The sequence below is a fragment of the Campylobacter concisus genome, assembly GCF_002913045.1.
In the GTDB taxonomy this organism is placed as follows: domain Bacteria; phylum Campylobacterota; class Campylobacteria; order Campylobacterales; family Campylobacteraceae; genus Campylobacter_A; species Campylobacter_A concisus_AP.
This window is the reverse complement of the sequence record NZ_PPAF01000038.1, coordinates 173,183-194,785: the sequence shown is the minus strand read 5'-3', so window position 1 is coordinate 194,785 and position 21,603 is coordinate 173,183. Positions and strand designations below refer to the sequence as shown.

The window sequence follows — 21,603 nt, the reverse complement described above, 5'->3', positions numbered from 1 at the left end:
GCAAATTTTGCTAAAATCTTAAGCAAAATCTCAGAGCAAAGGAGTTTTTATGAGCGGAATCTCACTAATTGTCTGTTTTGTTGTAGCTATCATGCTTATGATCGTTATGATCTCTAAGCTAAAAGTGCATCCATTTTTGGCACTTATGAGCATATCTTTGGTTCTTGCGATCGTCGCAGGCATCGATCTGTCCAAGATCCCAGCGATGATAGGTGTCGGCTTTAGTGGCACATTTAAGAGTATCGGTATCGTTATTATCTTTGGAACGATAATCGGCACTGTGCTTGAAAAAACGGGAGCTGCACTAAAGCTAGCTGATATGGTCGTAAAGCTAGTCGGACAAAAGCGTCCAGAGCTTGCTATGCTCATTATGGGCTGGGTTGTTGGCATTCCGGTATTTTGTGATAGCGGATTTGTCGTTTTAAACTCTATTCGCGAGGCACTTTATAAGAAAATTTCAGCAAGTCCAGTCGCGATGTCAGTCGCTCTAAGTGGCGGCCTATACGCATCTCACGTCTTTATCCCGCCAACTCCTGGCCCAATAGCAGCCGCAGGAACACTTGGTCTTGGCGGAAATTTACTCCTTGTCATCATCATGGGAACAGTCGTTTCAGTACCTGTTTTGATAGCTGTTTATTTCTTTTCAAAGAGTGTTGGCAAAAGTGTGGCTATCAGCGACAAAGATGCTGACGCTACTATCACAGCTAGCTACGATGAGCTTTTAAAGAAATTTGGCAAATTGCCTTGCGGATTTTTAAGCCTTGCTCCTATCATCATGCCTATCATTTTTATGGCGATTGGTTCTATTGTCGATGTTTTGGCAAAACAAGGCATGCTTGATAAAACGGCTCTCTTACCAAAGATACTTTTATTTTTAGGAAATCCTATCATTGCTCTTGCAATCGGCGTGATCTTTTGCGTGTTTTTATTAGTAGAAGCCAGAAAGATAAGAGAATTTGACCACATCACGAACGAGTCTTTAAAGATCGCTGGTCCGATACTCTTTATCACAGCAGCTGGCGGTGTTTTGGGTAATGTCATCACTGAGGCTGGCTTTGTAAATTTCATAAAAGAAAACGCAACCGCCATAAAAGCGATAGGAATTTTCTTCCCATTCATCATCTCAGCCGTACTAAAAACCGCTCAAGGAAGCTCGACCGTGGCTATCATCACGACAGCATCTATCATGGGTGCGTTTAGCGCTGATAACTCACTCATGCATACACTTGGCTTTACGACCGATCTTTCAGCCGCGCTTTGCGTCATGGCGATAGCATCTGGTGCCATGTGCGTATCTCACGCAAATGACAGCTACTTCTGGGTTGTGACAAATTTTAGCAAGATGAGTGCAGAACAAGGATATCGCACACAAACAGCTATGACGTTTATAATGGGTATCGTTGGTATAGTTAGCGTTTACATATTATCTTTGGTGCTTTTATGAGAATTTTAGTTGCGATTGATTCATTAAAAGGCTCGCTTAGCTCGCTTGAGGCGGGCCTTGCTGTGAAAGAAGGACTAGAAGAGATTGGCTGCGAGGTCGTTGTCAAGCCTATCGCAGATGGTGGCGAGGGTAGTGTAGAGGCGATGGCTGATGCACTTGGTGCGAAATTTATAGATACAATAGTTAAAAATCCACTTGGTACTGAAATACTAGCCAGATACGCTCTAAAAGATGACCTTGCAATACTTGAAATGTCAAGTGCTTCTGGCCTTACGCTCATAAACCCAGACGAGAGAAATCCACTAAAGACTAGCACATTTGGTTTTGGTCAGATGATAAAAGATGCCATTGCTAAAGGTGCCAGAAAATTTATCATAGGCATCGGCGGAAGTGCGACAAATGACGCTGGTACAGGCATGCTTAGCGCACTTGGCTTTAAATTTTATGATAAAGATGGTGCTTTACTTGAAGGAAAAGGCGAGAATTTAGCCAAAATTTATGAGTTTACAGATGAAGATGCTTTAAAAGAGCTAAAGGAGTGCGAGTTTTTAATCGCCTGCGATGTAGACAATCCTCTTTATGGCATGAATGGAGCAGCCCATGTTTATGCTCCTCAAAAGGGTGCAAATGGCCGCATGGTAAAAGAGCTTGATGATGGGCTAAAACACTTTGCAGCTCTTGTAAAGGAAAAGACTAATAGTAAATTTCACACACAAAAAGGTGCTGGCGCAGCTGGCGGACTTGGCTTTGCTTTCGTGGCATTTTTAGGAGCGAAACTTCGCCCAGGTATTGAGATCATTACGCAGACTATCGCGCTTGAGGATGAGATCAAAAAGGCTGATCTAATCATCACTGGCGAAGGCCGTATGGACTTTCAAAGCTCAATGGGAAAGACTCCGACTGGGGTTGCAAAACTAGCCAAAAAGTATCATAAGCCAGTGATCGCATTTGCTGGAAGCGTACAAAAATGTGCCAAAGATTGCCACAAAAATGGGATTGATGCCTATTTTTGTATATTAAATGAGCCAGTGAGTCTTGAAGAAGCGATGAGAAAAGATGTCGCGATTAGAAATTTAAAGATGACAGCAGAGCAAGTCATTCGCCTTTATATGCTAAACTACAAAGCATAAATTTAAGAAGATAGAAGTTTATTTTCTATCTTTTTCCCACTTCTTTTGTAAAACGACTTTTCAAATCAAAGTGATTTTACGCTTAAAATCAAAGTGAGCTAAAAACCGCAGTTTTTTACTTTGATTTCTAACGTAAATTTTTATATTTTTAAATAGCTTTTACAACCTTTTAAAACATATTAAATAACTAAAATTTTATCCCTCAAACTCTATGTCTATTTCATACCCACTCGTGCTAAGCTTATGGCTTACTTCTTTTATGCTAAACTCATTTGCTTCTAGCCCAGCAACTCCACCAAATTTAAGCTTGCCGCCTGCTATGATGTTTCCCCCTTCGCAGCTACATCTACCATTTATTCCGCCGCGTTGTAACTCGTTAAGTTTAGCTTCTGCTTGTTTAAAGGCCTCATTATCACTCTTTGGCTGAGCTATCTGCATCTTATATACCTGTTCACCACTTCCCACCTTAATGCTTTTTACCTTACCAGCTTCAATATCTTGCCACTCTACTATTACGGCTGTATAAGAGTTTCTATTAGCTTCAGTGATCTCTAGCGAGTAAAGATCAGTTAAATTTAGTGTAAAAGTGGGCAAATTCTCGTTTTTTGAAGTATTTGAGGTTTGGCTAGCATCACCCTTAGCATCTTTGGCTGTTATGATGATGTTATCATTTTTAACAGCCATTAAAAAGCCAAATTTGACGCATAGATCATATAAAAACTCTATGTCGCTTACATTATCCTGGATAACAGAAGCTATGTTTTGGTCGCTACCGCTTGTTTTTAAAGATAGTGCATTGGCACTAGCTATCTTTTTAGCTATCCCAAAAAGCGTTGTATTTTCCCAGCTCACACGTCTTTTCTCTTTTGCAGGGCTTGCAAAATTTACAGCAGTTGCTCTAACCTCTGTTGTATTTGCTTTGTAGTCTGCGCTAGTTGTTTGCACGCTAAAAGTACCACAAAGATAGAGCTCATTTTCATACCCTAGCCAAAGCTTAAGCTTATCTCCAAATACTGGCTTTGCATATATGCCAAATAGGGTAAAGCTGATTTCATCACTTTCATTGCCCTCTTTATCGGTAAAGCTTAGACTTATTAGGTTTTGTCTGATGATGTTTGTTATGTCTTTACCGCTGGCTTCTAACTTGAAAGCTGGTTTTCTCACCATAGTTTTGCCTGCTCTTTCGCTACTTCTTTTATATCAGGCAAAAACACCTTATCACCTGCATGAAGTGTTGTGTTAAGCTTTGGGTTTATAGTTAGAATTTGCTCAAAAAACCTTAGATGTCCGTAGTGGTTGTAGGTGATAGTATCAAGCCTATCACCGTCTTTAGCTATGTAAATTTTATCCATCATAATCCCTTTTTAGCTCTAAACTAAAACTTTGCGTAAAAAATGCTCCATTTGGAGTGAAAATCGCTTGTTTTTCACTGATTTTTACTATAACGAAGCGACCAAAATATTTACCATTTCCATTTGTAAGTGGCAAGCTTTGACGTAAAGTGGCTAAGGCATAAAGTGGTTTTAATGCGCCTTGTTTGTCGCCGTGATATGGCAGTGTTTGACCATCTATATTAAGTGCGCTGCTCCCTAAATTTGCACTAAATAAGGCTGGATAGTTTTGTATACGCTCTTGCTCGCTTATGCCAAAGTCTGTTTGAGTGTCAATACTATTAGTTTGCTCCCATCTAAATTTAAACCCACCAAGATTTAGTACCATATTATCCCCTTACATCCGTATTTTTACGGTTAAACTCATCACGTCTTAGTGCGTCTTTAACGCCTTTTACTATTTGAGCCTTAAAACTCTCTAGGTCAAATTTGCCATTATCTGAGTTAAGTAAAAAATCACCATTAAAGCTAATGTTGATGGCGCCGCCACCTGGGCTATCTGCCACTAAAGCTGGAGCCTCTTTTGCGTGAGTATCACTATCTGAACCAGAAATAGAGCTAAAAAAGCCACCGCTATCATCTTTTGGCTTTAGCTCACTACTTGCTTGCTCATCGTCTCCAAAGCCAAAGAATTCTTTTGTCTTGCTCCAAGCACTACTTAGCCCCTTAATGGCTTCGCCGACCATGTCATTTATCCAGCCAAATTTCTCAGCTATCCAGTCAAAAAAGCCACCAAAGAGCTCATCCCATATCTTGATAACCGGCTCAAAAATAGCGCTTAAAAAGTCGCTCACTCCTTGCCAAAGATCACTAAAAAACTTTGTCGTGCTCTCCCAATATGGCTTTACACTCTCCCATATCTCAAGAAAAAATGCCTTTACCTCGTCCCAATTTTCTATAAGATAGGCCGCTGCTGTGCCAAGGGCTACTACTATGGCACCAATGCCTGTGCTAATAAGAGCAAATTTCATAGTCCTTATAGTTAGAGTTGCTGCCATTAAGCCACTACGCATTAAGGCACATGATGCTGCAAAGGCTTTTGAGGCAGCGCTATAAGCAGTAGCGATAGCTAGAGTTGCTCTTAGTCTTGCACCAACTAGCCAAATGCTAAATGCATGAGCTTTGGCAGCTAGTGTGGCACTTGCAATACTTGCAGCATGAGCCAACCATCTGAGTTTTGCTATTAAGAGCATAGGATTTAAAAATTTCACTACCCTTATAACGCCCAAAAATCCATCTGCTACGCCTAAAAGTGCTATCTTGCTAAGAAGCAACACTGGTTTAAAGATCATAAAGCCAGCTGCAGCGCTAACAACTATGGCACTTAGTCTTGGAAATTTTTCATTTAGCGAGCTTAACACTCCAGCTACCTTACTTAAGATTGAAGCTAATAAATTTGTAAGTGGCAAAAAGGTTTCTCCAAGGCTTGACCCTAGATTTCTCCATGCTTGCGTAACCCTTTCGATACCACTTTTTGTAGTGTTTAGCTTCGTTTGTAGCTCACGCTGCATAGATCCTGTGGCTTCATCTGAGTGTGCCATTTTGATATTTGCTTTAAGGGCATCGATATTTGTTACAAGCCCTGCTATCTCATCGTTAAAATTTCCACCAACTAGATCATAAAGTAGCCCTGCTTGCTTATCTTTATCAGCTCTTGAGATCGCTTCTAAAAACGTAGTTATAGCTCCAGCTGCATCTTTTTGTAGGGCTATTTTTAGATATGTTGCATCCATACCAATACTTGCTAGCGCTTCTTGAAATTTTTTGCCTTTTTTATCAGCCATTGAGAGTGTGGAGTAAAGAGCATTTAAGCTAGTGCCTACAACAGAGCTGGCTTTGCCAGTACTTAGCATTGTAGCACTTATGGCACTAGCGCTTTTACTATCTAAGCCTATTAAGCTAGCATTTGCAGCTGTTAGCGAAGTAGCCTCAAATATATCAGAAGCATTTGCATTGGTAACCTTATTGTCGAGCAAGTTTACGCTATCAAAAAAGCTATTAAGCTCTTTTATATCGTTCATCTTAAAGCCAACTTTCATATTGTTGGCCGCCTTTGATAAGGCTTCAGAGCTCATTTCAAATGCAACTGAACCGGTTGCAAGCATCTTTGTATAGGTTACTAGCTCCTCACCGGCTAAATTTATCTTACCGCCGCCAGCTGCAATGTCAGCTATATTACTAAAGCTCTCTCCAAGCTGTGAGCTTAACCCTCTCATCGCATTTTTTAGCTTAGCTAGGTTCTCATCGCTATCATCAACATACTTTTTTACATTCGCAAAAGCAGCCTCATCATCAATGGCAAGTTTTATTGGCACCCCTATGGCTACCGAGTTTGTAAGATTGCTAAAATTTGTCGTAAGCTCGCCTAAAAGTGCTTTTTGACTCTCTCTTATTTGGCTAGATAGATTTGACAATCTAGTGTTGTCTAAAGATGTTATGGCTTTTTTTGCTTCTGCTATCTTACCTTTTAAACCATCAAACCCTTTTTTTAGCTCTGATATTTTACTTAGCCCTTTTACTGCTAGACCAATACTAATACCAACTTGTGCGTTGTCCATATCTTTCCTTTAAAATACGATATAATCCCTTTTAAAAAAGGATTTAAAATGGCTTTAATCATTCCTATTTTTATCGTTTTATTCTTTTTCGTTTCACCAAGTGGCTTTTTTGAAACATTTATTGCCTTAGTTTTTGGCTTAGGGATACTTGGCAGCCTTATTGGCGCCGCTGGCTTAGCATTAGGTAAAACCAAAGAAGCTATAACTCACTCTTAGCCTTTAAGATCTTTACTGAAATTTCTAAAAACTCACTAAAATCACTCAAACTAAGATTTATTATCTCGTTATACCCATAGCCTAAAACATGAGCTATGAGGGCGATATTTTCGTTATTTACTCCGCCCTTACATCTAAAAAATCATTTAACACCTTTTGTAAAGACATAAATTCTTTAAACTCCAAATTTTCAACTTCATCTTGTGTCTTATTGCAAAGTGCAGCTATCATATAGATAGTCTTTGCCATATCGCTACCACCATTTTCATCCGCCATCTTAATGGTTCTTACTTTTGGTGCGTGCATTTGCCAAATTTCATCTTTTATCTTTATCTCTTTCATTTTTGTATCCTTTTGTTGTTTTTGCCTGCTTGGCTACATATCAAAGTAAAACAAGCAGGCTTAGTATAAAAAATCACTCTCCTAAATTTGAGCGAACCCCTGCCATATAATCAACTCCGCCTATAACGCATATCATATTTTCACTATCTTTTAGCACCATCGGCACACCATCCACGTTGATGTCCACAAAATGAGCTGATAGCTTAATAGTAACTTCTAGCTCTTTTCCGCTTTCAAACTCAGATACTTCATAACTGATAATATCTCCAGTAAAGGCTGCACTAAAAGGCACAGTTTTATTTTTGCCACTTTGGAAAATGCTAGCTTTAAAAAGCCACGGAATGCGGTTAGTAAAGCTGTTTAGTCCTAAATTTACCCACATGTTTTTATCTAGCACACTAACTGTAAATTCAACCTCTGTTGCCTTTAGCATGCCAGTTGTGTAATTTGTGCTAAGAGCCCCTTTGCTCTCTATCATTTCAAACTCTATTGTGGGAAGCTTTAGTTTTTTTGTTACACCAAGATAGCCGATACCATCTATATAAACGTTACCTTCTTGGATTACTTGAGGAATTTGTCTTTTCATTGTTTATCTCCTTTATTTGTTTAACTCATCCATCAAAACGCTACCGTATTTATCCACGTAGATAAAATCAAGTGTAAGCTGCTTAACGATTGGATTGTTTTGCATTCTGACGTCAAGGTAAAATTTACCAGCCGTGATAGTTGCGTCGGTGTTTTTTGCACTCCAGCTAAGCTCATATCCAAGAAGTACCTTTGCTCCAACTAGCTGACGAAGGAGCTCACTAACTGATCTTTTTGCATGATAAAGCTCACTAGCTTTTCTATCGATCGCAAACAGCACTCCCTTTTGGCAAGCTTGCGAAATACGATCAAATATCCTAACACGTGCAAGATCTTGCCAAATAGTATCTTGGTCACTCGTTTCACCACCCCAAGCCCTAAAGCCACTCTCTCTAATGATGGTAGAAATTTTTGCTGCCCTTAGCTCATCAGCTGTACAAGTCTCACCCAACTCAAAATCCACGTCTATTTGCGTGCCCGAAACTCCTACCATAACCCTGTTTGAATAGCTATCTGAATATCCAAACTCGCTTGCGCCATCTGTGTGGGCTATCATGCCGGCTATTCTCGCACTTTGCCCCTCATAGACATAAGCGTTTGTTTCATCATCCCAAACCTTGACATTTGGATAAGCAGCAACTAGCCTATTTGTACCAAAATCGCCCATTTTAACAATGGCTGCTGCTGCATCATCTGCTTTTAGATCTACAATACCAGTTGCTTTTAGCCTAGTTGCCATCTTTTCTATCTCGCCTTTTATCGCATCTTCATGGCTAAAGCCAGGCGCGATTATTAAATTTGGGCTATAACCAAAGCGTGATTTTGCTTTAGCAAACGCTGTAACGGCACTTTTACACTCCGTGATCTCATCGTTTGTGTCCTCATCGTCATCTTTTGTAAATACACTTAAAATTATTTGAGTATTTACGGCCTGATCTTCAATACCTTTTAAAGCCCTATAAATAGAGCCTTTTTTAAAAGCTTGGCTCGCATCCTTTTTAGCTTTGTATTTTGCCTCTAACGCTTCAAGCGCCTTTGCTGTTGTCATATAAAAATGTAGGCCATTTTCTAGCACCTCTTCATACCCTGCTATACCAATAGGTGTAGTACTTTCTACCGCTATTGGTCTTGCTGCCTCAGCTGATACGGTTACGTTTACACCAAATTTTGCTGCCATTTTTATTCTCCTTTTTGATTTACTTTTTTTAATGGATTTATGCACCACACCGTTTTTAGATATTTCTTGTCATCTTTTTGGATGAACTCTTTAAAATTTAAGGCATTTGCCCCTGCTATATCCATAAGCTTCCATCCGACATAGATACGACAATAAAAGCCACTTAAAAAGCCTTTGTATCGGATCGTTTTGTAAAGTCCAAAACGTGAGCGTCCATCTTTTAAAGTGCAAGTAACTTTACAAAAGCCACTCTCTTTGCCGCCATTACTGGTGATATTGGGATCACCTATGGTTTCTATGCTATATGGATTTACTTCATCTACTTTGACGCCTAAAATCTCACTTGAAAAGTGTCCTATCCTATTGCGTAAAAGCCAAAGAAGCCTTGCTTTATATGTTCTATTCTTTGGCTCTGGATAATGGCTTTTTCTCCAGCCACTATCGCCATTGATAGCAGCACACTTACCATCGTAATAGTCGTTTGCATCTTCAAGCCACCTAAATATCTTTGGCAAATGCTCATCATCTTTTTTACAAAAGAGTAATGCAACTGGCACGACTACAAATGAGAGGATCTCAAGCAAAAGCTCTACTAAAATGATCGATATAAGCTGTAATATCTCTTTACTCTTTAGCATCATTTTCCTTTTTTGACTTCTTACTTGGCTTCTCATTCTCTTTTGTTTCGCTCTGTTTGTATTCTGGGCACTTAGGACACTCGCTCCAAGTGCAGTTGCCGTCCTTATCAATCTTTGATGCGCAAATTTTGCACCTTTTTATTCTTATTCTCATTTTTTATCCTTTTGTGTTGGTCTAGTTTGAACCACATCTGTGAATTCGTCTTTGTCTAAGTACCAAAACGGCTTCTTGCCATCTTCGTACTGAAACCTGCTAAAGTCATCAGGGTGTGTCGCCAAATGACTAAACACTCTTAAAATGTTTGTCATATTTGAGCTGTCCCAGCCCTCACATTTTCTAGCACGCAAAAAGATCATGATAGGGCAAAGTAGCACGCCCAAGATTAGCGATAAAACGCAGATTAAGAAATAGCTCATTTTAATTCCTCTCTTTGAGTAATTAACTCTTTATACTCTGCTCTCAGTGTTTCAAGTACTGCACTGTTGCCAATAATAAGAGCATGTTTTATATCATCCTCGCATTCTTTTATATCCGCTTCAAGCTGTGCTAAAGCCTTAGCTTTTTCATCTACCTTTGGCTCTAAAAGCTTTTTTGCCTCATCATCACTTATTGGCGTTAGCCCTAACTCTTTTATCCTTTGATTTAGTAGTTCTTCGCTTACGTCATCTTCGTATGCGTAAATTTCATTATTTTTATTTTTGTAATACTTCATTTTTTACTCCTTATCGTAGTTCTACCCACTGAAACTGTTCGTCTGTTTGCGAATCTATTCCACTCATTTCAACCTTATATGTTGCTCCTGCTGGGACTATAACCGATGCTACTTTATTTACACCAATAGCATTGTGGTTAGTCCGTCCTTCATATACTAATACTCCAGAAACAAAGACCTTCAGTGGGTATGGGCTTCCATCTCCTCTTCTTCCTACTACTATGAATATTGGTTTAGCTGTGTCGTTTGTATAATTTATGTCAAGCTTTCTATTGTTTTTAACGTCTTGCCAAGTCTGACCTACACCTAAACCGTTTTGACTAGCGACTACAAAATCTGTTACAGCCTTCTCTGTAACAGCTACATCTTCTTGTGATGTAGTTATAGAGTTTTTTAGCTTTGTTATGCCTGCCTTTGTTTCGGTGGCTTTGTCGGTTTTTGCCACAAATTTATCGTCACTTTCTTGCTTGGTGTATGCGTCGATTTTGTCTTTTATCTTAAGAAACATCTTTTCGCACCATTTTCTAGTTGCTAGCACTATATTGTTATCAACCTTTAAAATGACGCTTTCGCTCGCGTTTGCGATTTGAAGTTTAAAATTCAATGTGATGTCTTTGCTTGACCCCTCATTTAAAAGTGGCTTGTAAGTATCTGCCAGCCTCGCCACTGCAAAGAGTGAGCCATCATCACAGTAGATGCCAGCCGTTTTTATATAAAATCCGCCAACTTCAGGCGGTATTATGGCATCGACGTCAAGGATGTTGTTATCGTTTTCGTCTATCGTTATGGCGTTTATAGCACCCCTATATTTCTCATTTGGTATTGATGTGGTCTGCTCGCTTAGCTCTCCTTCGTAATCACTCGCTACGATCTCTTTTAGAGCTATCTTTGATCCATCGCTAGCGGTTTTTAGTAGCTTATTTATGCCGTTTGCTGTTAAAAGTGTGTATTGCTTCATTTATCTGTCCTTTATCTTGTTAAAACTCTTATTGCATCGATTGGTATGCTTATGATCTCGTTTATCTGCGTAGTAGCTCCTACTTTAAAGTTTGCTCTTTGGCTTATATTTGATACTACGTAAGGATCTACACTTATGTTCTCACCGCTAAATGTGTAAGAGTAGGCTTTTAAATTTATGCTAGCAGTCGCTTTTATGCTTGCTCCATCATATACGCTACGCACGTTTTTGTAGGTATTTATGATCTCATCAGATCTCTTTAGCGTCTGTGGGCTTACTCCATTTTTACTTGCATCAAGCTCTAGTTTAAAGTGATAAGGTAGTCCTGCATAATCAAACCACTCTTTAACCTTGGCATATGCATAAAGTGCGCTTAATGCTTTATTTAGGCTATAAAAAGTGCCTGAGTAAAAGTGAATTTCAAAAGCATTTTTTATGAGCTCTCTGGCTTCATTCTCGTTTAGTCCATCAATATCTACATCAAAGCTAGTTGCAAGTACTGGCAGTAAATTTTTTGGAGCTTTGCTTGCAAGAGTATTTATGACGCCAATGTCTAAATCCTCAAACCTTACACCAAAAAGTAAGTCAAATTTCTTATCAAATTTGCTTTTGTGGTTAGGCAGCAAGCTCATAACTCAGCCTTTTTGTAGCTTATCTCATAGCTTAAATTTACAAATTCTTTTACGCTTATCTTTTTATCATTAAGCGGTTCTCTAAGACTTACTCTATAAACGCCGTTTTGATGTAGATTTTTATAGATGTAGCTTAAATTTAGATCCTCTCCAAGGCTAAGGCTAGTTGGCAGAGCTGATATATTCTTAGCAATTTCATCTTGAAAGAGCATATCTGTTAGCTCAAGGGTAGCTACTACCTTTACATCTATCTTTGTAGCATTTAACACGCTTAGATTATCAGTTAGCGGACGCACCTTTTCGGCACTTAAAAAGCTCTCCACATCTTTGCGTGTCTCTTCGCTCATGTCGGTAGTTTTTAGATAAATTTGAACTACACCTGCACCGCCATTTAGCACACTGCACTCCAGTACCTTTGCATTTGCGCTAAGTGTTTGATAAGTATATGCTTTAGCACTGCCTGCAGTTGAGAAACGCTCTAGGCTTAAAACTGCACGCTCTCTTAGCCTATCATCGCTTTCACGCTCGGCTCCGCCTTCAAACTCACTTAGCTGTTTTGCTTTTAATACGAAAGGAAGCGGTGTTTGGACATATTCGCACTTTGCTTTGCTGGTTTTTGTAAACTCATCCAAGATGATCACTCCAACAGCTTTTAGCTCATTTGCTCTTATTACAACTTCACTTTTTAAGCTAGCTATTTCACCATTTTCGCTGCGTAAAATTAGCCCTTTTGGCAAATATGTATCGCTGCTTCTTGGCATTGAAAGACTAAACTCACACTGCGCCGTTGGCCTCTCTCCTTTTAACCTCTCTATGCCATAAATCGCTACTATGTTATCAAGGTCGTTTCCAGTAGAAAATGGCAGCAACATAGCCTTAACGCTATCATTTATCCTGGCTCGCAAGAGCAGTTCTCTATAAGCTAGCGTTTCAAGAAGTGCCGAATAATTGTCACTTTCAAGTAGTGAAATTTCATCATCAGTTAAATGCTCTTTAAAAATGTTTTTAACATTATTTAAAATTTCATCATATTTAAGCACCTCAATAACGTTTGGATATGGAAGTTGTTTTAAATTCATGCTCTTACCTCTATCTCATTACCACTCATAAGCACTACTTTAAAGCTAAGCTTATGTTCTTTTAAACCTATAAGACGAACTTCATCGATCTTTACTCTCTTTTCCCACTTCTCAACCGCCTCTATCACAAAGCACGCCAGATCAGCACGAAATTCATCATCTACCTTGCGATCTATTAGCTCATAAATTCTGCTGCCATACTCAGGCAGCATCACACGAGAGCCAAGCGGAGTTAGGAGTATGTCTTTGATAGAGTTTTCTATATCAATTAGATATTTCATCACTAATCCCTCGCAAGTCCGTTATTTGTATGATCGCTTAGGTTGCCACGTCCATCACGTACGCTACCACCAAAGCTTGCGTTACCACCTGCTGTGATTGAGCCAGTGATCCTTACATCTCCGTTTATCTCAAAGCTACCACTACCACCACCACTTCCTGCTGTATTTATAGCTCCTTCAATGAGCGTGTTGCCAAGTAGCTTGATATCCCCGCTTTTTATAGTGGTATCGCTAGCTTCTACCATCACATTTTTAGCCTTTACATTTGCGTTATCGCAAGTTATGTTTATAAGCTTTGGAGATGAAATTTCAAGACAAGAGCTAGAGCTGTCATAGCTCATCTTTATGCCATCTTCAAAACTTACATGCACCTTTTTATCAGTAGCGTCTGCCTTGTGAGAACTTTGATAAAGCCCACGAAGAACCACACCTGAGTTTAACTCATCATGCACAGGTAGCACTAGCACTTGCTCTCCTACACGTATTGGTGAAAAGCTCACTGCATAAGAGTTGGCATGTGCTTGAAATACCGGCAAAAAATCAGTTACCATCGAACCAATGGCAACTTTTGCACGGTCATCTCTTACTTCACTTATAATTCCAACTTCAACCATTTATATGCTCGCTAAATTTTTTATTTCTTGGCGTTCTTGTGTACTTTACGCTATGCTTGATCTCTCTTACATCATCATGTATTTCATTGAGCTTCTCTTTATTTATGGCAAAATTTGCTGCCAAAATATCGCTTAGCTTTTCAGTGGCGCTGCTTTGTTTATTTATCGCTTCACTATTTTTATTGACCACATCGATCATCAAATCAGTGTTTTTGCTCGTATATCTGCTAAGTAGCCAAAAGATCACCACAAAACCGATAAAGCCAAAAATCGCCATAAAGACAATAAATTCATTTAACCCCCATGATCCAGCTAAATTTATTAATCCAGCTGTCTCTCTTATCTCGTCACTAAAATTTAAGCCGCTATTTTCCATCCGCTATCCCTATGCATTGTTTTAATAGATCCTCGCACTTTAAAAAATAAATCATCTTTGCCTTGTGTGCTTCAAAGCTACCATCATTGTTTGGCTTATCTGGCATTACGGCGTTGCAGCGCACTGGTGTTAGTTTTTCTTTGTAGATGATGGTTGGCTCTTTAAAAGCACAGCCACAAAGAAGCACACCTAATGGCAATAAGCCTAATTGCATCATTTTCATCTCTCGCCCTCAAAAAATAACTCTTGGTAAGCCTTTAGCTTGGCCTCACAACTTTCGTCTTTTAAGTAAATTTTCTCTACTCTCTTAACCTCTTTGATAGGCTTTTTCTCTACCTTTACGCTCATCTTTAAAATAGCTTCATTTTGACTTTCAATGACGCTATTTGCTGCCTTTAAATTTTGCTTTGACGTGTTAAGATCAAGAGCAATGCTTTTTATCTCAAGGTTCTTTTTATCGATGCTTGCATTTAAAAAATGTATTTTTAGCGCCAAACTACCAATACATAGCAAAAAAACGGCACCAAAAATGATGCAAATTTTGGTATTAAGCAAGTAACCCACTTAGCACCTTCTTTGCCCGGTTCGGCGTTTGTTTTGCCCAAAGGCTATCTAGTCCATTCTTATAGGCTGCCTCATATTCGCCAGACTTTATAAAATTAAGAGTGGTAACAAATTTTTTAACTTTTGGCACTCCCATTTGATAACACATCTCTATTACCACGTCTTGGACATTTTTTGGCTTATCTTCCAGCCAAGGAAAAGCTTCACAAACGCTAGGTATGAGCTTAATAAGCTTCATCTCTAAAATCTGATCTGCTACCGCTTTACTCATAGGCTCAACCTTGCCACCATTTAAAAATAGTTCGTCTTTACTAAGAGATGAAACCTCAAAGCCATATCCGACAGTAGGATACCCACGAGTATCCTGATATATGTAGCTTTTAAAGCCTTCGTTCTCTTTTATGTTTTCTTTTAAGCTCATAAATCTTCGTTCTCCTCATCCCTGTATATATCAACTTCTACTACAAAGCTATACTTAAAAAGGCTATCTTCAAAGCCATCAAATTTCATCTCACTTATGGCATCTTCACCAAAGATCGCAGACTTTGCGATAAATCTTTGCCTTAGCTCATCAAGCCTAGATAGAGCGCTAAAATTATCATCAACTAGCGAATGCGATGCAAAAATGATCCTAAAACTCGCACGATCCTTTTTCCAAGCCACACTTTTTATGCCGTCAAAAAGCAGATAAACTCCGCCCTGAGGGCTTGCTTTTGATATGCAAATAGCTTCAGGTGCTATCTGTTTTAAAGACTTGTAAATTTGGACTAGATCATTCATACGCACTCCAGCCTAATGAAACTGTTAAATGTTGGCTTGCTTTCAAGTGGGCTTGCTTTTATCTCGCTTATAGCTTTACTCAAAAGCAAACTATCCTCTTCGCTTAGAGCGATTTTTAGATATAGTTTTAAGCGGATGAGAGCAAAGTCCATCATTGCCCAGCTTTTTACTACTCGTCCATTACACTCTTCGTAGGTTTCATGAGTAGCCACATCAAGAGCCTCATCTGTGATCTCTTCTGGGTTAAAAAGTACTGATTTAGCTCTTTTTGAAAAAGCCTCTTTAAATTCAGCTTGCGCTATCATTTCTGCTTGTTTTTCTTGTCTGACTTTGTAGATGAACCAAGCTCATCTTTGAGACCATCTCCATCAGTTGGATCCTGTACTAAAGACGTGTCTGACTTTGTAGACGATAGCTCAGGTTCCGCAGATGAACCAAGCTCATCTTTGAGACCATCTCCATCAGTTGGATCCTGTACTAAAGATGTGTCTGACTTCGTAGACGATAGCTCAGGTTCTGCAGATGGCTCAGGTTTATTTAGTGGCTCTATCATTAGAGCTTTTTCATAAGCCTCTGCTTTTTCTTGCTCTAAAGTTACGACCTCGCCAGTCCTTACAAAGCTGCCATCTATCGCACTATCTTTTAAAACTATAAATTCCATTAATTCTCCTTTTAAAGAGTTGCTATGCTGACCCATTTTTTGATTATGATCTCATAGTCCACACTTGCATCAAGGATGTATTTTAATGCTCTCTCTTCCGGGTCATACCAGCGGTTACGATTTATATCAAGGCATACGCCAAGAACTAAATTTTCAAGTGGAGTAGCCATATAAACACCCTTTGGCATCAATGGTGTTACTTCAAGCTTTACACCAAGCACACGATCAGCATTGCCGTTTATTAGGTAGTTTGGTGCATTTAATGCTGAAATTTCTTTGTTGTACTCCTGCATATCAGCTGTGCTTATTAAGATCACACTATCAGCCAAAGCATCTGGATTAATTGATTGGGCAAGTGCCGTTAAGCGTTTGCTTACACTATCATTTGCGACATAAGTAACTTTTGTGACGTCATTACTATCTTTTGCTGTTTGGATCCAGCCTTTATGTAGTGTCTCAAAGCTATTCGCATAAGTATCACTTGTGCCATTAAAGCCAAGTAGTGTAAGATCATTACCAAAAATTGTTCCAAAAGAGTTGAGTGTTTCACTCTCAAAATTTGGATTATTTTGGTTGTCTGCTAGTGTATCTTGAAGTATCCTTGAAAAAAGCTGCACACTTTTTGCTTCTAGCTTTACACCTGCCTTTTTAAGCTGCGTTCTTTGTGTATCGCTTGGTTTTTCACCACTTGCTACACGTACCAAAACACCCCTCATAGCATCCCAGCCATCAAGCTCTTTAGTTAAGCGGCTCATCTTTTCAACATGAATTTTTTGCAAAAATGCACTATTGTCTTTAATTATTTTTATAAGGCCGCTTGCTTGCTCTGGGGTTAAGCTGCCACTTAATGTCGCATTAGTAGCATTTATGCTGCCTTTTGCAATATCTTTTAAACCAAGTCCCTCTAACATTAAAGTATTCCTCCTACTATTTTGTCATCTGTTTTCTCTATATTTTTGCTTTGCTTGCTATTTTTTGCGACATCCTCAAGCTCGCTTATACGCTTCTCAAAGCCAAGGAGCTTCTTGTTAAGCTCATCCATACCTTCAACAAGCGTCTTTTTTATCTCTTCTGCTTGTGAAATTTCTTTTGTTTCTTTTTCCACTTTGTCCTCTCCTTTTTTAGTTTTTTCAAATTTCTTTAGTAGCTCGTTAAAACCATTTGCTATGGCAGCAGCTATTGAAGTATCGTTTTTTTGTACCTCTTCACGCTTCGCAAATCCTGCCATTGAAAGTCCTGCGATCTCGCCACTTTTTATAAGTTCTTTTAGCTCGTCGCTTTCTATCTTGATGCCAACTGCCCAGCTTCCCACCTTCTCGCTCTTAAAGAGAGCATCGTTTTCTCTTACTATCCAGCTCTCAGCCACGTATGCTTTGCCGTCTGGCTTAAAGTCATGCTCCTTGTCTATGTTTTGACCTTTAAGATCCTTCATAAAAGCATAGGCAGCCTTTTCAATCTCGGCCGCGTCCGTAAAATCTCCCTGAGTATCTACTTCGTCTGGTGAATACACAATCCCATATACAACGCCTTTTTCTTCGTCAAATTTGGCGATACTCACATCCTTTTCAAAGCTTGGCTCGCTCGCGTCACTTTTATAAATGATGCTCTTTTTGTTTGCACCAGCTTTTACAAGAGATATGTGCGTGATACTTAGGTTAGTTAGTTTGTTTGCCATCTTTTTACCTCTTTCATTTTTAAGCCAAAAGGCTCTTTGCTAGTGGGCATTTTATAAGAAAGGCTATTTTTAGAAATGCTAAATAATGGTCATTTGCTAATGGTTTAAAAAATTTTTCAGATAAATTTACCCCTAGCGTAGATTAAAGATTTATGGTCTTAGTCTTTGCTCAAATTTAGGTAACAAGAAGGAGTGAGTGTGGAGAACAAATTTATTTTTAAGTCAGATGCTCCGAGCTTGCAGCTCTCGTCTGATGTGCAAAACGGTGATTATATAGAGCCTTTTATAAGTTTTAGTGATCTTTTAGAGCTTCACTATGCAAACGTATATCACCGCCGTGCCATAAAAATAAAAGCCAATATGCTCTCTCAGATAGAAATAGACGAGAGCGATCTGGCAAAGTTTTTACCTCAAAATGTAAGCGAAAAAGAGTTTTTATTTGAGTTTTGCTATAACCTAGAGCTTTTTGGCAATGCTCCTATTGAAAAAGCTGGAGCTAAGACAAACTATAAACTCTACAATATACCAGCTCATGAGTGGCGAACCAATAAAGACAAGCAAATGTTTCAGGTAGACAAATTTGGCAAAAAGATAAAACTTGATGGGTACTATCTTAAATTTTATTCTCCAAGTTCAAGATACTACGGCGAACCAGACTATCTTGCAGCTATGTGTCAGATTTTGACAAATAGGCAAGCAGATATGTATAACTACTCATTTTTCCAAAATGGAGCAAGACCTGATCTTGCTATCATTCATGAAAACTCAGAGCCTAGCGAAGAACAAATAGCGGCTTACAAAAAATTTTTTAGTGAGAACTATAAAGGAAGTGCCAATGCGCATAAAACACTCCTTTGCTATACAAACTCGATTGGCGAAAAGGATGCAAAAATTCGTTTTGAAAAGCTATCAGAAGTACAAGACCTAAGTTTTAAAGCACTAAAGGAAGTAAGCCGTGATGAGATAGCAGCAGCTCATGGTATTCCACCACGTCTGCTTGGCATCATTCAAAGTGCACAGCTTGGAGGAAGTGGAGAGCTTATAGGCCAACTTCACCAGTTTAACGAGCTTGAGATAAAACCAAAAATAGAGCTCATAGAAGGCTTTTTTAGAAGCATCGGTATAAAAGTGGTATTAAGTGCTGTTGATGTAACGAATTTTAAAGATGATGGCGAGATAGTTACGCAGCTTGTTGAAAGAGGGATCATCTCAATTTCTGAGGCTAGAAGTATACTTGGCTGGCAAAAGAATATTGAGTAGGATAAAAATAGTGTTTAAAAACGTTTAAACCCCCTTTAAAAACGTTTAAATAATAAAAGGCAATACAAATGTATTTTAATAATATAAAAGGGCTTTAAATGGCTTATAATGAAGAGTTTAAAAAAGAGTGTATAAATTTATTAAAAAGTGGCGTGAGCTCAGTGCTAGTTTCAAAGCAAATGAACGTATCTCGCCCAACATTACAAAAGTGGTTAGAGCAGGCAAATGATGAATTTAGTCTTGATGATGGCGTAAAGGCACTAAAAAAGCAGGTTGAGTGTTTAAGCAAAAAGAAAAAGTTAGTCCCTGATGAGACGGCCCAGCTTGCTGATCTTATAGTGGCGTTAAATAAGATCGAGAGCAAAAACAAAGCAGCCAAAGAGCAAAAAGCCTATGTTTTACCACCAGTAAGCTTAGACAAAAGTGCCAAAAATTTAAGAGATGAGATAGTAAAAGATGGCGAACTGTTTGCTTATCAAAAAGAATTTTTGCAAAGCGATGCTCAGTTTCGTATCATACTAAAATCACGCCAGATAGGCTTTAGCTACGTGGCAGCGGCTGATGCACTTATAGGAGCAGTTGGCGGCAGAAACCAGCTATTTTTATCCGCTTCAGAAGAACAAGCGCTAATCCTAATGAGATATTTAAAACTATGGTCTGATAGGTTTGGAGTGGCTTTAGCAAAAGATAGTGAGACTGAGATAAAGCTAGAAAATGGCGCTATCATAAAAGCCCTCGCTCACAACTTTCGTACAGTTCAAGGTTTTACTGGTGATATTTGGATGGATGAGTTTGCATGGTACCCAAATCCTAAGAAAATTTGGCACGCTTTTGTGCCAAGTATCGGTGCCGTTAAAGGTCGCTTAACAATACTTTCAACACCATTTGAAGAAAAGAGCCTTTTTCATGAGCTGTACTTTGACGAGCAAAAGTATAAGATGTTTAAGCGGTTCCATGTTGATATTTATAGAGCTATGGAAGATGGGCTAGAGTTTGACCTTGAAACCATGAAAGCACTCTTTGATGCTGATACATGGGCTAGTGCTTATGAGTGTGTCTTCATAGATGATGAGAGCAGCCTACTGTCTATTACGCTTATCAAAAGCTGCATAGATGAAAAGCTTAGCTATTTTAGCCCAAGCTCAAACACTCCTCTGCTTTGCGGATATGATATAGGAAGGGTTAGCGACCGTTCAACCCTTGCAAGTGTGATCAATAGCGATGATACATATACCCTTGCTATGCTTAATGTGCTTGCAAAAGCCAGCTTTAAAGAGCAAGAAGACGTCTTAAGCTCTCACCTTCGCTCCTACCCACTAGCAACCCTTGATATGGATAAAACCGGCATTGGCCTAAATTTAACAGAAACTATGCATGCTAAATTTAAAAGCAGGGTAAATGGAGTATATTTTACAGCTGGCACAAAGGAGCAAATGGCTCTAAATTTAAAGAAGCTCTTTGAAGATAAAAAGATAAGCATACCAAACGATCCACTTTTAATCAGTGATCTTCACGCCATAAAACGCACAGCAGGAACAAAAAGCTTTAAGTATGATGCAAAAAGAAACGAGTATGGTCACGCAGATAGGTTTTGGGCATTGGCCTTAGCTTGCCGTAAGATAGAGGCTGTTGTAAAACGAAAAGGCGGCGGAGCTGTGATTATATAAAACTATAACATACCAAGAGCAACCGAGGCCACTTTTTTAAGTGCTTCATCATTTAAAATTTTAGCTGAGCTCTTAAGCCACTCTCCGACACTTGACGCACTTTCATTTATGCTGTTTGGAATTTTCTTTAATATTTTCAAGCCCTTTGATGTAAGTCTTGTGTCATAAAATATTCCAATCGTGTTTTGCTTAGCCACTATCATATTTTCATCAATTAAAAATTTCAAGGTGTCATCAAAAAAGTGTAGATCTTCGGCGCTATTTTGCTCTATGGTTTTTGCATCCAAATTTGATAAGTAGTCCTCTACTGGATTTTTTACACCAAAATCAGTAGCCTTTATTATGGTTTTTCTTGGGAACTCACTATAAAGCTTTGCTAAAATTTTACCAACCAATATATCAAATTTATCTATGTTATTCATTTTGTATCCTTAAACATGATCTTTATATCCTTTACTACCTCTTCGCTCACATCGCTAGCCAACTGCTCTTTTGCCTTTACAAAGCTAGCGCTACTTACATACTCGCTAAAAGCTTTCTCAAGATATGGGTTTGCCTTTGTGCCAGGGTGATTTACGCTTTTGCCAAAAATTTGGCCGCTCTTTTTGTTTGCAAGAGCCTTCATCTTTTTTGGCTTTATGACATGTGGCCTTGTGCCAAAATATACAAATTTAGCATAAGGTGCAAGTTTTGTATTTCCCACATTTATGCTAAAACTATCTATCCTCTCATCAAAAACTTGTATATCTTTTTTAAGATTACCAGTTTTATATGGTGCTACTTGCTTCGCTCTATATCTTACTCCTGAGCCTATGCGAAATAAAAACCTTTTTAAAGCACTATTAAAATTCATTAAAACCTA

32 protein-coding genes are annotated in these 21,603 nt (G+C 38.8%); 5 read left to right on the top strand and 27 right to left on the bottom strand.

What is annotated here, in order from left to right:
• The first annotated feature begins 49 nt into the window (after positions 1-49).
• Positions 50-1,444, top strand: a complete 1,395-nt coding sequence (locus CYP43_RS08230) for a GntP family permease (protein ID WP_103583207.1) — start codon at positions 50-52, stop codon at positions 1,442-1,444.
• Positions 1,441-2,574, top strand: a complete 1,134-nt coding sequence (locus CYP43_RS08225; protein ID WP_103583206.1) for a glycerate kinase family protein — start codon at positions 1,441-1,443, stop codon at positions 2,572-2,574. The genes CYP43_RS08230 and CYP43_RS08225 overlap by 4 nt, the downstream gene beginning before the upstream one ends.
• A gap of 195 nt (positions 2,575-2,769) precedes the next feature.
• Here the strand turns inward: CYP43_RS08225 and CYP43_RS08220 are convergent, their stop codons facing one another.
• Genes CYP43_RS08220 through CYP43_RS08205 form a run of 4 tightly spaced genes read right to left on the bottom strand, consistent with a single transcriptional unit; the run spans position 2,770 to position 6,523 of the window.
• Positions 2,770-3,741, bottom strand: coding sequence for a phage late control D family protein (locus CYP43_RS08220; protein ID WP_103583205.1), 972 nt, complete (start codon positions 3,739-3,741; stop codon positions 2,770-2,772).
• Entirely contained in the window at positions 3,735-3,926 is a 192-nt protein-coding gene (locus CYP43_RS08215) for a tail protein X (protein WP_103583204.1), read from the bottom strand. Before CYP43_RS08215 ends, CYP43_RS08220 begins: the two co-directional genes overlap by 7 nt.
• Positions 3,919-4,293 (bottom strand): phage tail protein, encoded by a 375-nt coding sequence (locus tag CYP43_RS08210; protein WP_103583203.1) that lies wholly within the window; start codon positions 4,291-4,293, stop codon positions 3,919-3,921. The genes CYP43_RS08215 and CYP43_RS08210 overlap by 8 nt, the downstream gene beginning before the upstream one ends.
• Position 4,294: 1 nt before the next feature.
• Positions 4,295-6,523 (bottom strand): phage tail tape measure protein, encoded by a 2,229-nt coding sequence (locus CYP43_RS08205; protein ID WP_103583202.1) that lies wholly within the window; start codon positions 6,521-6,523, stop codon positions 4,295-4,297.
• A gap of 48 nt (positions 6,524-6,571) precedes the next feature.
• On the opposite strand from CYP43_RS08205, the gene CYP43_RS09565 reads away from it, so the two are divergent.
• Positions 6,572-6,739, top strand: a complete 168-nt coding sequence (locus CYP43_RS09565; RefSeq protein WP_180998671.1) for a hypothetical protein — start codon at positions 6,572-6,574, stop codon at positions 6,737-6,739.
• A 117-nt stretch (positions 6,740-6,856) separates the two neighbouring features.
• On the opposite strand, the gene CYP43_RS08200 is transcribed toward CYP43_RS09565, so the two are convergent.
• The 21 genes from CYP43_RS08200 to CYP43_RS08105 all read right to left on the bottom strand — a co-directional run bounded on the left by CYP43_RS08200 (position 6,857) and on the right by CYP43_RS08105 (position 17,814).
• Positions 6,857-7,081 carry a phage tail assembly protein gene (locus CYP43_RS08200; protein ID WP_054196738.1) on the bottom strand — a complete coding sequence of 75 codons (225 nt, stop codon included), beginning with the start codon at positions 7,079-7,081 and terminating at the stop codon, positions 6,857-6,859.
• Positions 7,082-7,154: 73 nt separating this feature from the next.
• A complete protein-coding gene (locus CYP43_RS08195; RefSeq protein ID WP_103583201.1) occupies positions 7,155-7,667 on the bottom strand; it encodes a phage major tail tube protein in 513 nt (170 codons plus the stop codon).
• Between the two features lie 12 nt (positions 7,668-7,679).
• Complete coding sequence (locus CYP43_RS08190; protein ID WP_103583200.1) at positions 7,680-8,843, bottom strand: phage tail sheath family protein; 1,164 nt, start codon at positions 8,841-8,843, stop codon at positions 7,680-7,682.
• A 2-nt stretch (positions 8,844-8,845) separates the two neighbouring features.
• Positions 8,846-9,481, bottom strand: a complete 636-nt coding sequence (locus tag CYP43_RS08185) for a DUF7338 family protein (protein WP_103583199.1) — start codon at positions 9,479-9,481, stop codon at positions 8,846-8,848.
• Positions 9,468-9,635, bottom strand: coding sequence for a hypothetical protein (locus CYP43_RS09560; RefSeq protein WP_180998669.1), 168 nt, complete (start codon positions 9,633-9,635; stop codon positions 9,468-9,470). The genes CYP43_RS08185 and CYP43_RS09560 overlap by 14 nt, the downstream gene beginning before the upstream one ends.
• On the bottom strand, positions 9,632-9,898 hold the full coding sequence (locus tag CYP43_RS08180) for a hypothetical protein (RefSeq protein ID WP_103583198.1): 267 nt from the start codon (positions 9,896-9,898) through the stop codon (positions 9,632-9,634). The genes CYP43_RS09560 and CYP43_RS08180 overlap by 4 nt, the downstream gene beginning before the upstream one ends.
• Positions 9,895-10,194 (bottom strand): hypothetical protein, encoded by a 300-nt coding sequence (locus tag CYP43_RS08175; protein WP_103583197.1) that lies wholly within the window; start codon positions 10,192-10,194, stop codon positions 9,895-9,897. The genes CYP43_RS08180 and CYP43_RS08175 overlap by 4 nt, the downstream gene beginning before the upstream one ends.
• Positions 10,195-10,204: 10 nt before the next feature.
• Entirely contained in the window at positions 10,205-11,152 is a 948-nt protein-coding gene (locus tag CYP43_RS08170; protein ID WP_103583196.1) for a phage tail protein, read from the bottom strand.
• Between the two features lie 11 nt (positions 11,153-11,163).
• The gene (locus CYP43_RS08165; protein ID WP_103583195.1) at positions 11,164-11,784 is read right to left on the bottom strand and encodes a phage tail protein I; all 621 of its coding nucleotides are present in this window, start codon (positions 11,782-11,784) and stop codon (positions 11,164-11,166) included.
• Positions 11,781-12,863: a baseplate assembly protein gene (locus tag CYP43_RS08160; protein ID WP_103583194.1), complete on the bottom strand. Its 1,083-nt coding sequence runs from the start codon at positions 12,861-12,863 to the stop codon at positions 11,781-11,783. Before CYP43_RS08160 ends, CYP43_RS08165 begins: the two co-directional genes overlap by 4 nt.
• Positions 12,860-13,144 (bottom strand): GPW/gp25 family protein, encoded by a 285-nt coding sequence (locus tag CYP43_RS08155; protein ID WP_103583193.1) that lies wholly within the window; start codon positions 13,142-13,144, stop codon positions 12,860-12,862. Before CYP43_RS08155 ends, CYP43_RS08160 begins: the two co-directional genes overlap by 4 nt.
• A gap of 2 nt (positions 13,145-13,146) precedes the next feature.
• Complete coding sequence (locus CYP43_RS08150) at positions 13,147-13,758, bottom strand: phage baseplate assembly protein V (RefSeq protein ID WP_103583192.1); 612 nt, start codon at positions 13,756-13,758, stop codon at positions 13,147-13,149.
• Positions 13,751-14,134 carry a hypothetical protein gene (locus tag CYP43_RS08145; RefSeq protein ID WP_103583191.1) on the bottom strand — a complete coding sequence of 128 codons (384 nt, stop codon included), beginning with the start codon at positions 14,132-14,134 and terminating at the stop codon, positions 13,751-13,753. Before CYP43_RS08145 ends, CYP43_RS08150 begins: the two co-directional genes overlap by 8 nt.
• The gene (locus CYP43_RS08140) at positions 14,124-14,348 is read right to left on the bottom strand and encodes a hypothetical protein (RefSeq protein ID WP_258032192.1); all 225 of its coding nucleotides are present in this window, start codon (positions 14,346-14,348) and stop codon (positions 14,124-14,126) included. Before CYP43_RS08140 ends, CYP43_RS08145 begins: the two co-directional genes overlap by 11 nt.
• Before the next feature lie 5 nt (positions 14,349-14,353).
• A complete protein-coding gene (locus tag CYP43_RS08135) occupies positions 14,354-14,698 on the bottom strand; it encodes a hypothetical protein (RefSeq protein ID WP_103583190.1) in 345 nt (114 codons plus the stop codon).
• Positions 14,682-15,119, bottom strand: a complete 438-nt coding sequence (locus tag CYP43_RS08130; RefSeq protein WP_103583189.1) for a glycoside hydrolase family protein — start codon at positions 15,117-15,119, stop codon at positions 14,682-14,684. The genes CYP43_RS08135 and CYP43_RS08130 overlap by 17 nt, the downstream gene beginning before the upstream one ends.
• Positions 15,116-15,478, bottom strand: coding sequence for a hypothetical protein (locus tag CYP43_RS08125; protein ID WP_054196752.1), 363 nt, complete (start codon positions 15,476-15,478; stop codon positions 15,116-15,118). Before CYP43_RS08125 ends, CYP43_RS08130 begins: the two co-directional genes overlap by 4 nt.
• On the bottom strand, positions 15,475-15,783 hold the full coding sequence (locus CYP43_RS08120) for a hypothetical protein (RefSeq protein WP_167496272.1): 309 nt from the start codon (positions 15,781-15,783) through the stop codon (positions 15,475-15,477). The genes CYP43_RS08125 and CYP43_RS08120 overlap by 4 nt, the downstream gene beginning before the upstream one ends.
• Positions 15,780-16,139: a hypothetical protein gene (locus CYP43_RS08115; protein WP_103583188.1), complete on the bottom strand. Its 360-nt coding sequence runs from the start codon at positions 16,137-16,139 to the stop codon at positions 15,780-15,782. The genes CYP43_RS08120 and CYP43_RS08115 overlap by 4 nt, the downstream gene beginning before the upstream one ends.
• A gap of 11 nt (positions 16,140-16,150) precedes the next feature.
• Positions 16,151-17,050, bottom strand: a complete 900-nt coding sequence (locus tag CYP43_RS08110; RefSeq protein ID WP_103583187.1) for a P2 family phage major capsid protein — start codon at positions 17,048-17,050, stop codon at positions 16,151-16,153.
• Positions 17,050-17,814 (bottom strand): XkdF-like putative serine protease domain-containing protein, encoded by a 765-nt coding sequence (locus CYP43_RS08105; RefSeq protein WP_103583186.1) that lies wholly within the window; start codon positions 17,812-17,814, stop codon positions 17,050-17,052. Before CYP43_RS08105 ends, CYP43_RS08110 begins: the two co-directional genes overlap by 1 nt.
• A gap of 198 nt (positions 17,815-18,012) precedes the next feature.
• On the opposite strand from CYP43_RS08105, the gene CYP43_RS08100 reads away from it, so the two are divergent.
• Complete coding sequence (locus CYP43_RS08100) at positions 18,013-19,074, top strand: phage portal protein (protein ID WP_103583185.1); 1,062 nt, start codon at positions 18,013-18,015, stop codon at positions 19,072-19,074.
• A 98-nt stretch (positions 19,075-19,172) separates the two neighbouring features.
• Positions 19,173-20,741 carry a terminase large subunit domain-containing protein gene (locus CYP43_RS08095; RefSeq protein ID WP_103583184.1) on the top strand — a complete coding sequence of 523 codons (1,569 nt, stop codon included), beginning with the start codon at positions 19,173-19,175 and terminating at the stop codon, positions 20,739-20,741.
• Between the two features lie 2 nt (positions 20,742-20,743).
• On the opposite strand, the gene CYP43_RS08090 is transcribed toward CYP43_RS08095, so the two are convergent.
• Both CYP43_RS08090 and CYP43_RS08085 read right to left on the bottom strand, forming a co-directional pair.
• Positions 20,744-21,163 (bottom strand): hypothetical protein, encoded by a 420-nt coding sequence (locus CYP43_RS08090; RefSeq protein WP_103583183.1) that lies wholly within the window; start codon positions 21,161-21,163, stop codon positions 20,744-20,746.
• Complete coding sequence (locus CYP43_RS08085) at positions 21,160-21,594, bottom strand: HK97 gp10 family phage protein (protein WP_103583182.1); 435 nt, start codon at positions 21,592-21,594, stop codon at positions 21,160-21,162. The genes CYP43_RS08090 and CYP43_RS08085 overlap by 4 nt, the downstream gene beginning before the upstream one ends.
• Positions 21,595-21,603: the final 9 nt, after the last annotated feature.

Coding starts and splice junctions, on each gene's coding strand:
- CYP43_RS08230 (WP_103583207.1), top strand. CDS start 50: ATGAGCGGAATCTCACTAATTGTCTGTTTTGTTGTAGCTATCATGCTT.
- CYP43_RS08225 (WP_103583206.1), top strand. CDS start 1,441: ATGAGAATTTTAGTTGCGATTGATTCATTAAAAGGCTCGCTTAGCTCG.
- CYP43_RS08220 (WP_103583205.1), bottom strand. CDS start 3,741: ATGGTGAGAAAACCAGCTTTCAAGTTAGAAGCCAGCGGTAAAGACATA.
- CYP43_RS08215 (WP_103583204.1), bottom strand. CDS start 3,926: ATGGATAAAATTTACATAGCTAAAGACGGTGATAGGCTTGATACTATC.
- CYP43_RS08210 (WP_103583203.1), bottom strand. CDS start 4,293: ATGGTACTAAATCTTGGTGGGTTTAAATTTAGATGGGAGCAAACTAAT.
- CYP43_RS08205 (WP_103583202.1), bottom strand. CDS start 6,523: ATGGACAACGCACAAGTTGGTATTAGTATTGGTCTAGCAGTAAAAGGG.
- CYP43_RS09565 (WP_180998671.1), top strand. CDS start 6,572: ATGGCTTTAATCATTCCTATTTTTATCGTTTTATTCTTTTTCGTTTCA.
- CYP43_RS08200 (WP_054196738.1), bottom strand. CDS start 7,081: ATGAAAGAGATAAAGATAAAAGATGAAATTTGGCAAATGCACGCACCA.
- CYP43_RS08195 (WP_103583201.1), bottom strand. CDS start 7,667: ATGAAAAGACAAATTCCTCAAGTAATCCAAGAAGGTAACGTTTATATA.
- CYP43_RS08190 (WP_103583200.1), bottom strand. CDS start 8,843: ATGGCAGCAAAATTTGGTGTAAACGTAACCGTATCAGCTGAGGCAGCA.
- CYP43_RS08185 (WP_103583199.1), bottom strand. CDS start 9,481: ATGCTAAAGAGTAAAGAGATATTACAGCTTATATCGATCATTTTAGTA.
- CYP43_RS09560 (WP_180998669.1), bottom strand. CDS start 9,635: ATGAGAATAAGAATAAAAAGGTGCAAAATTTGCGCATCAAAGATTGAT.
- CYP43_RS08180 (WP_103583198.1), bottom strand. CDS start 9,898: ATGAGCTATTTCTTAATCTGCGTTTTATCGCTAATCTTGGGCGTGCTA.
- CYP43_RS08175 (WP_103583197.1), bottom strand. CDS start 10,194: ATGAAGTATTACAAAAATAAAAATAATGAAATTTACGCATACGAAGAT.
- CYP43_RS08170 (WP_103583196.1), bottom strand. CDS start 11,152: ATGAAGCAATACACACTTTTAACAGCAAACGGCATAAATAAGCTACTA.
- CYP43_RS08165 (WP_103583195.1), bottom strand. CDS start 11,784: ATGAGCTTGCTGCCTAACCACAAAAGCAAATTTGATAAGAAATTTGAC.
- CYP43_RS08160 (WP_103583194.1), bottom strand. CDS start 12,863: ATGAATTTAAAACAACTTCCATATCCAAACGTTATTGAGGTGCTTAAA.
- CYP43_RS08155 (WP_103583193.1), bottom strand. CDS start 13,144: ATGAAATATCTAATTGATATAGAAAACTCTATCAAAGACATACTCCTA.
- CYP43_RS08150 (WP_103583192.1), bottom strand. CDS start 13,758: ATGGTTGAAGTTGGAATTATAAGTGAAGTAAGAGATGACCGTGCAAAA.
- CYP43_RS08145 (WP_103583191.1), bottom strand. CDS start 14,134: ATGGAAAATAGCGGCTTAAATTTTAGTGACGAGATAAGAGAGACAGCT.
- CYP43_RS08140 (WP_258032192.1), bottom strand. CDS start 14,348: ATGCAATTAGGCTTATTGCCATTAGGTGTGCTTCTTTGTGGCTGTGCT.
- CYP43_RS08130 (WP_103583189.1), bottom strand. CDS start 15,119: ATGAGCTTAAAAGAAAACATAAAAGAGAACGAAGGCTTTAAAAGCTAC.
- CYP43_RS08125 (WP_054196752.1), bottom strand. CDS start 15,478: ATGAATGATCTAGTCCAAATTTACAAGTCTTTAAAACAGATAGCACCT.
- CYP43_RS08120 (WP_167496272.1), bottom strand. CDS start 15,783: ATGATAGCGCAAGCTGAATTTAAAGAGGCTTTTTCAAAAAGAGCTAAA.
- CYP43_RS08115 (WP_103583188.1), bottom strand. CDS start 16,139: ATGGAATTTATAGTTTTAAAAGATAGTGCGATAGATGGCAGCTTTGTA.
- CYP43_RS08110 (WP_103583187.1), bottom strand. CDS start 17,050: ATGTTAGAGGGACTTGGTTTAAAAGATATTGCAAAAGGCAGCATAAAT.
- CYP43_RS08105 (WP_103583186.1), bottom strand. CDS start 17,814: ATGGCAAACAAACTAACTAACCTAAGTATCACGCACATATCTCTTGTA.
- CYP43_RS08095 (WP_103583184.1), top strand. CDS start 19,173: ATGGCTTATAATGAAGAGTTTAAAAAAGAGTGTATAAATTTATTAAAA.
- CYP43_RS08090 (WP_103583183.1), bottom strand. CDS start 21,163: ATGAATAACATAGATAAATTTGATATATTGGTTGGTAAAATTTTAGCA.
- CYP43_RS08085 (WP_103583182.1), bottom strand. CDS start 21,594: ATGAATTTTAATAGTGCTTTAAAAAGGTTTTTATTTCGCATAGGCTCA.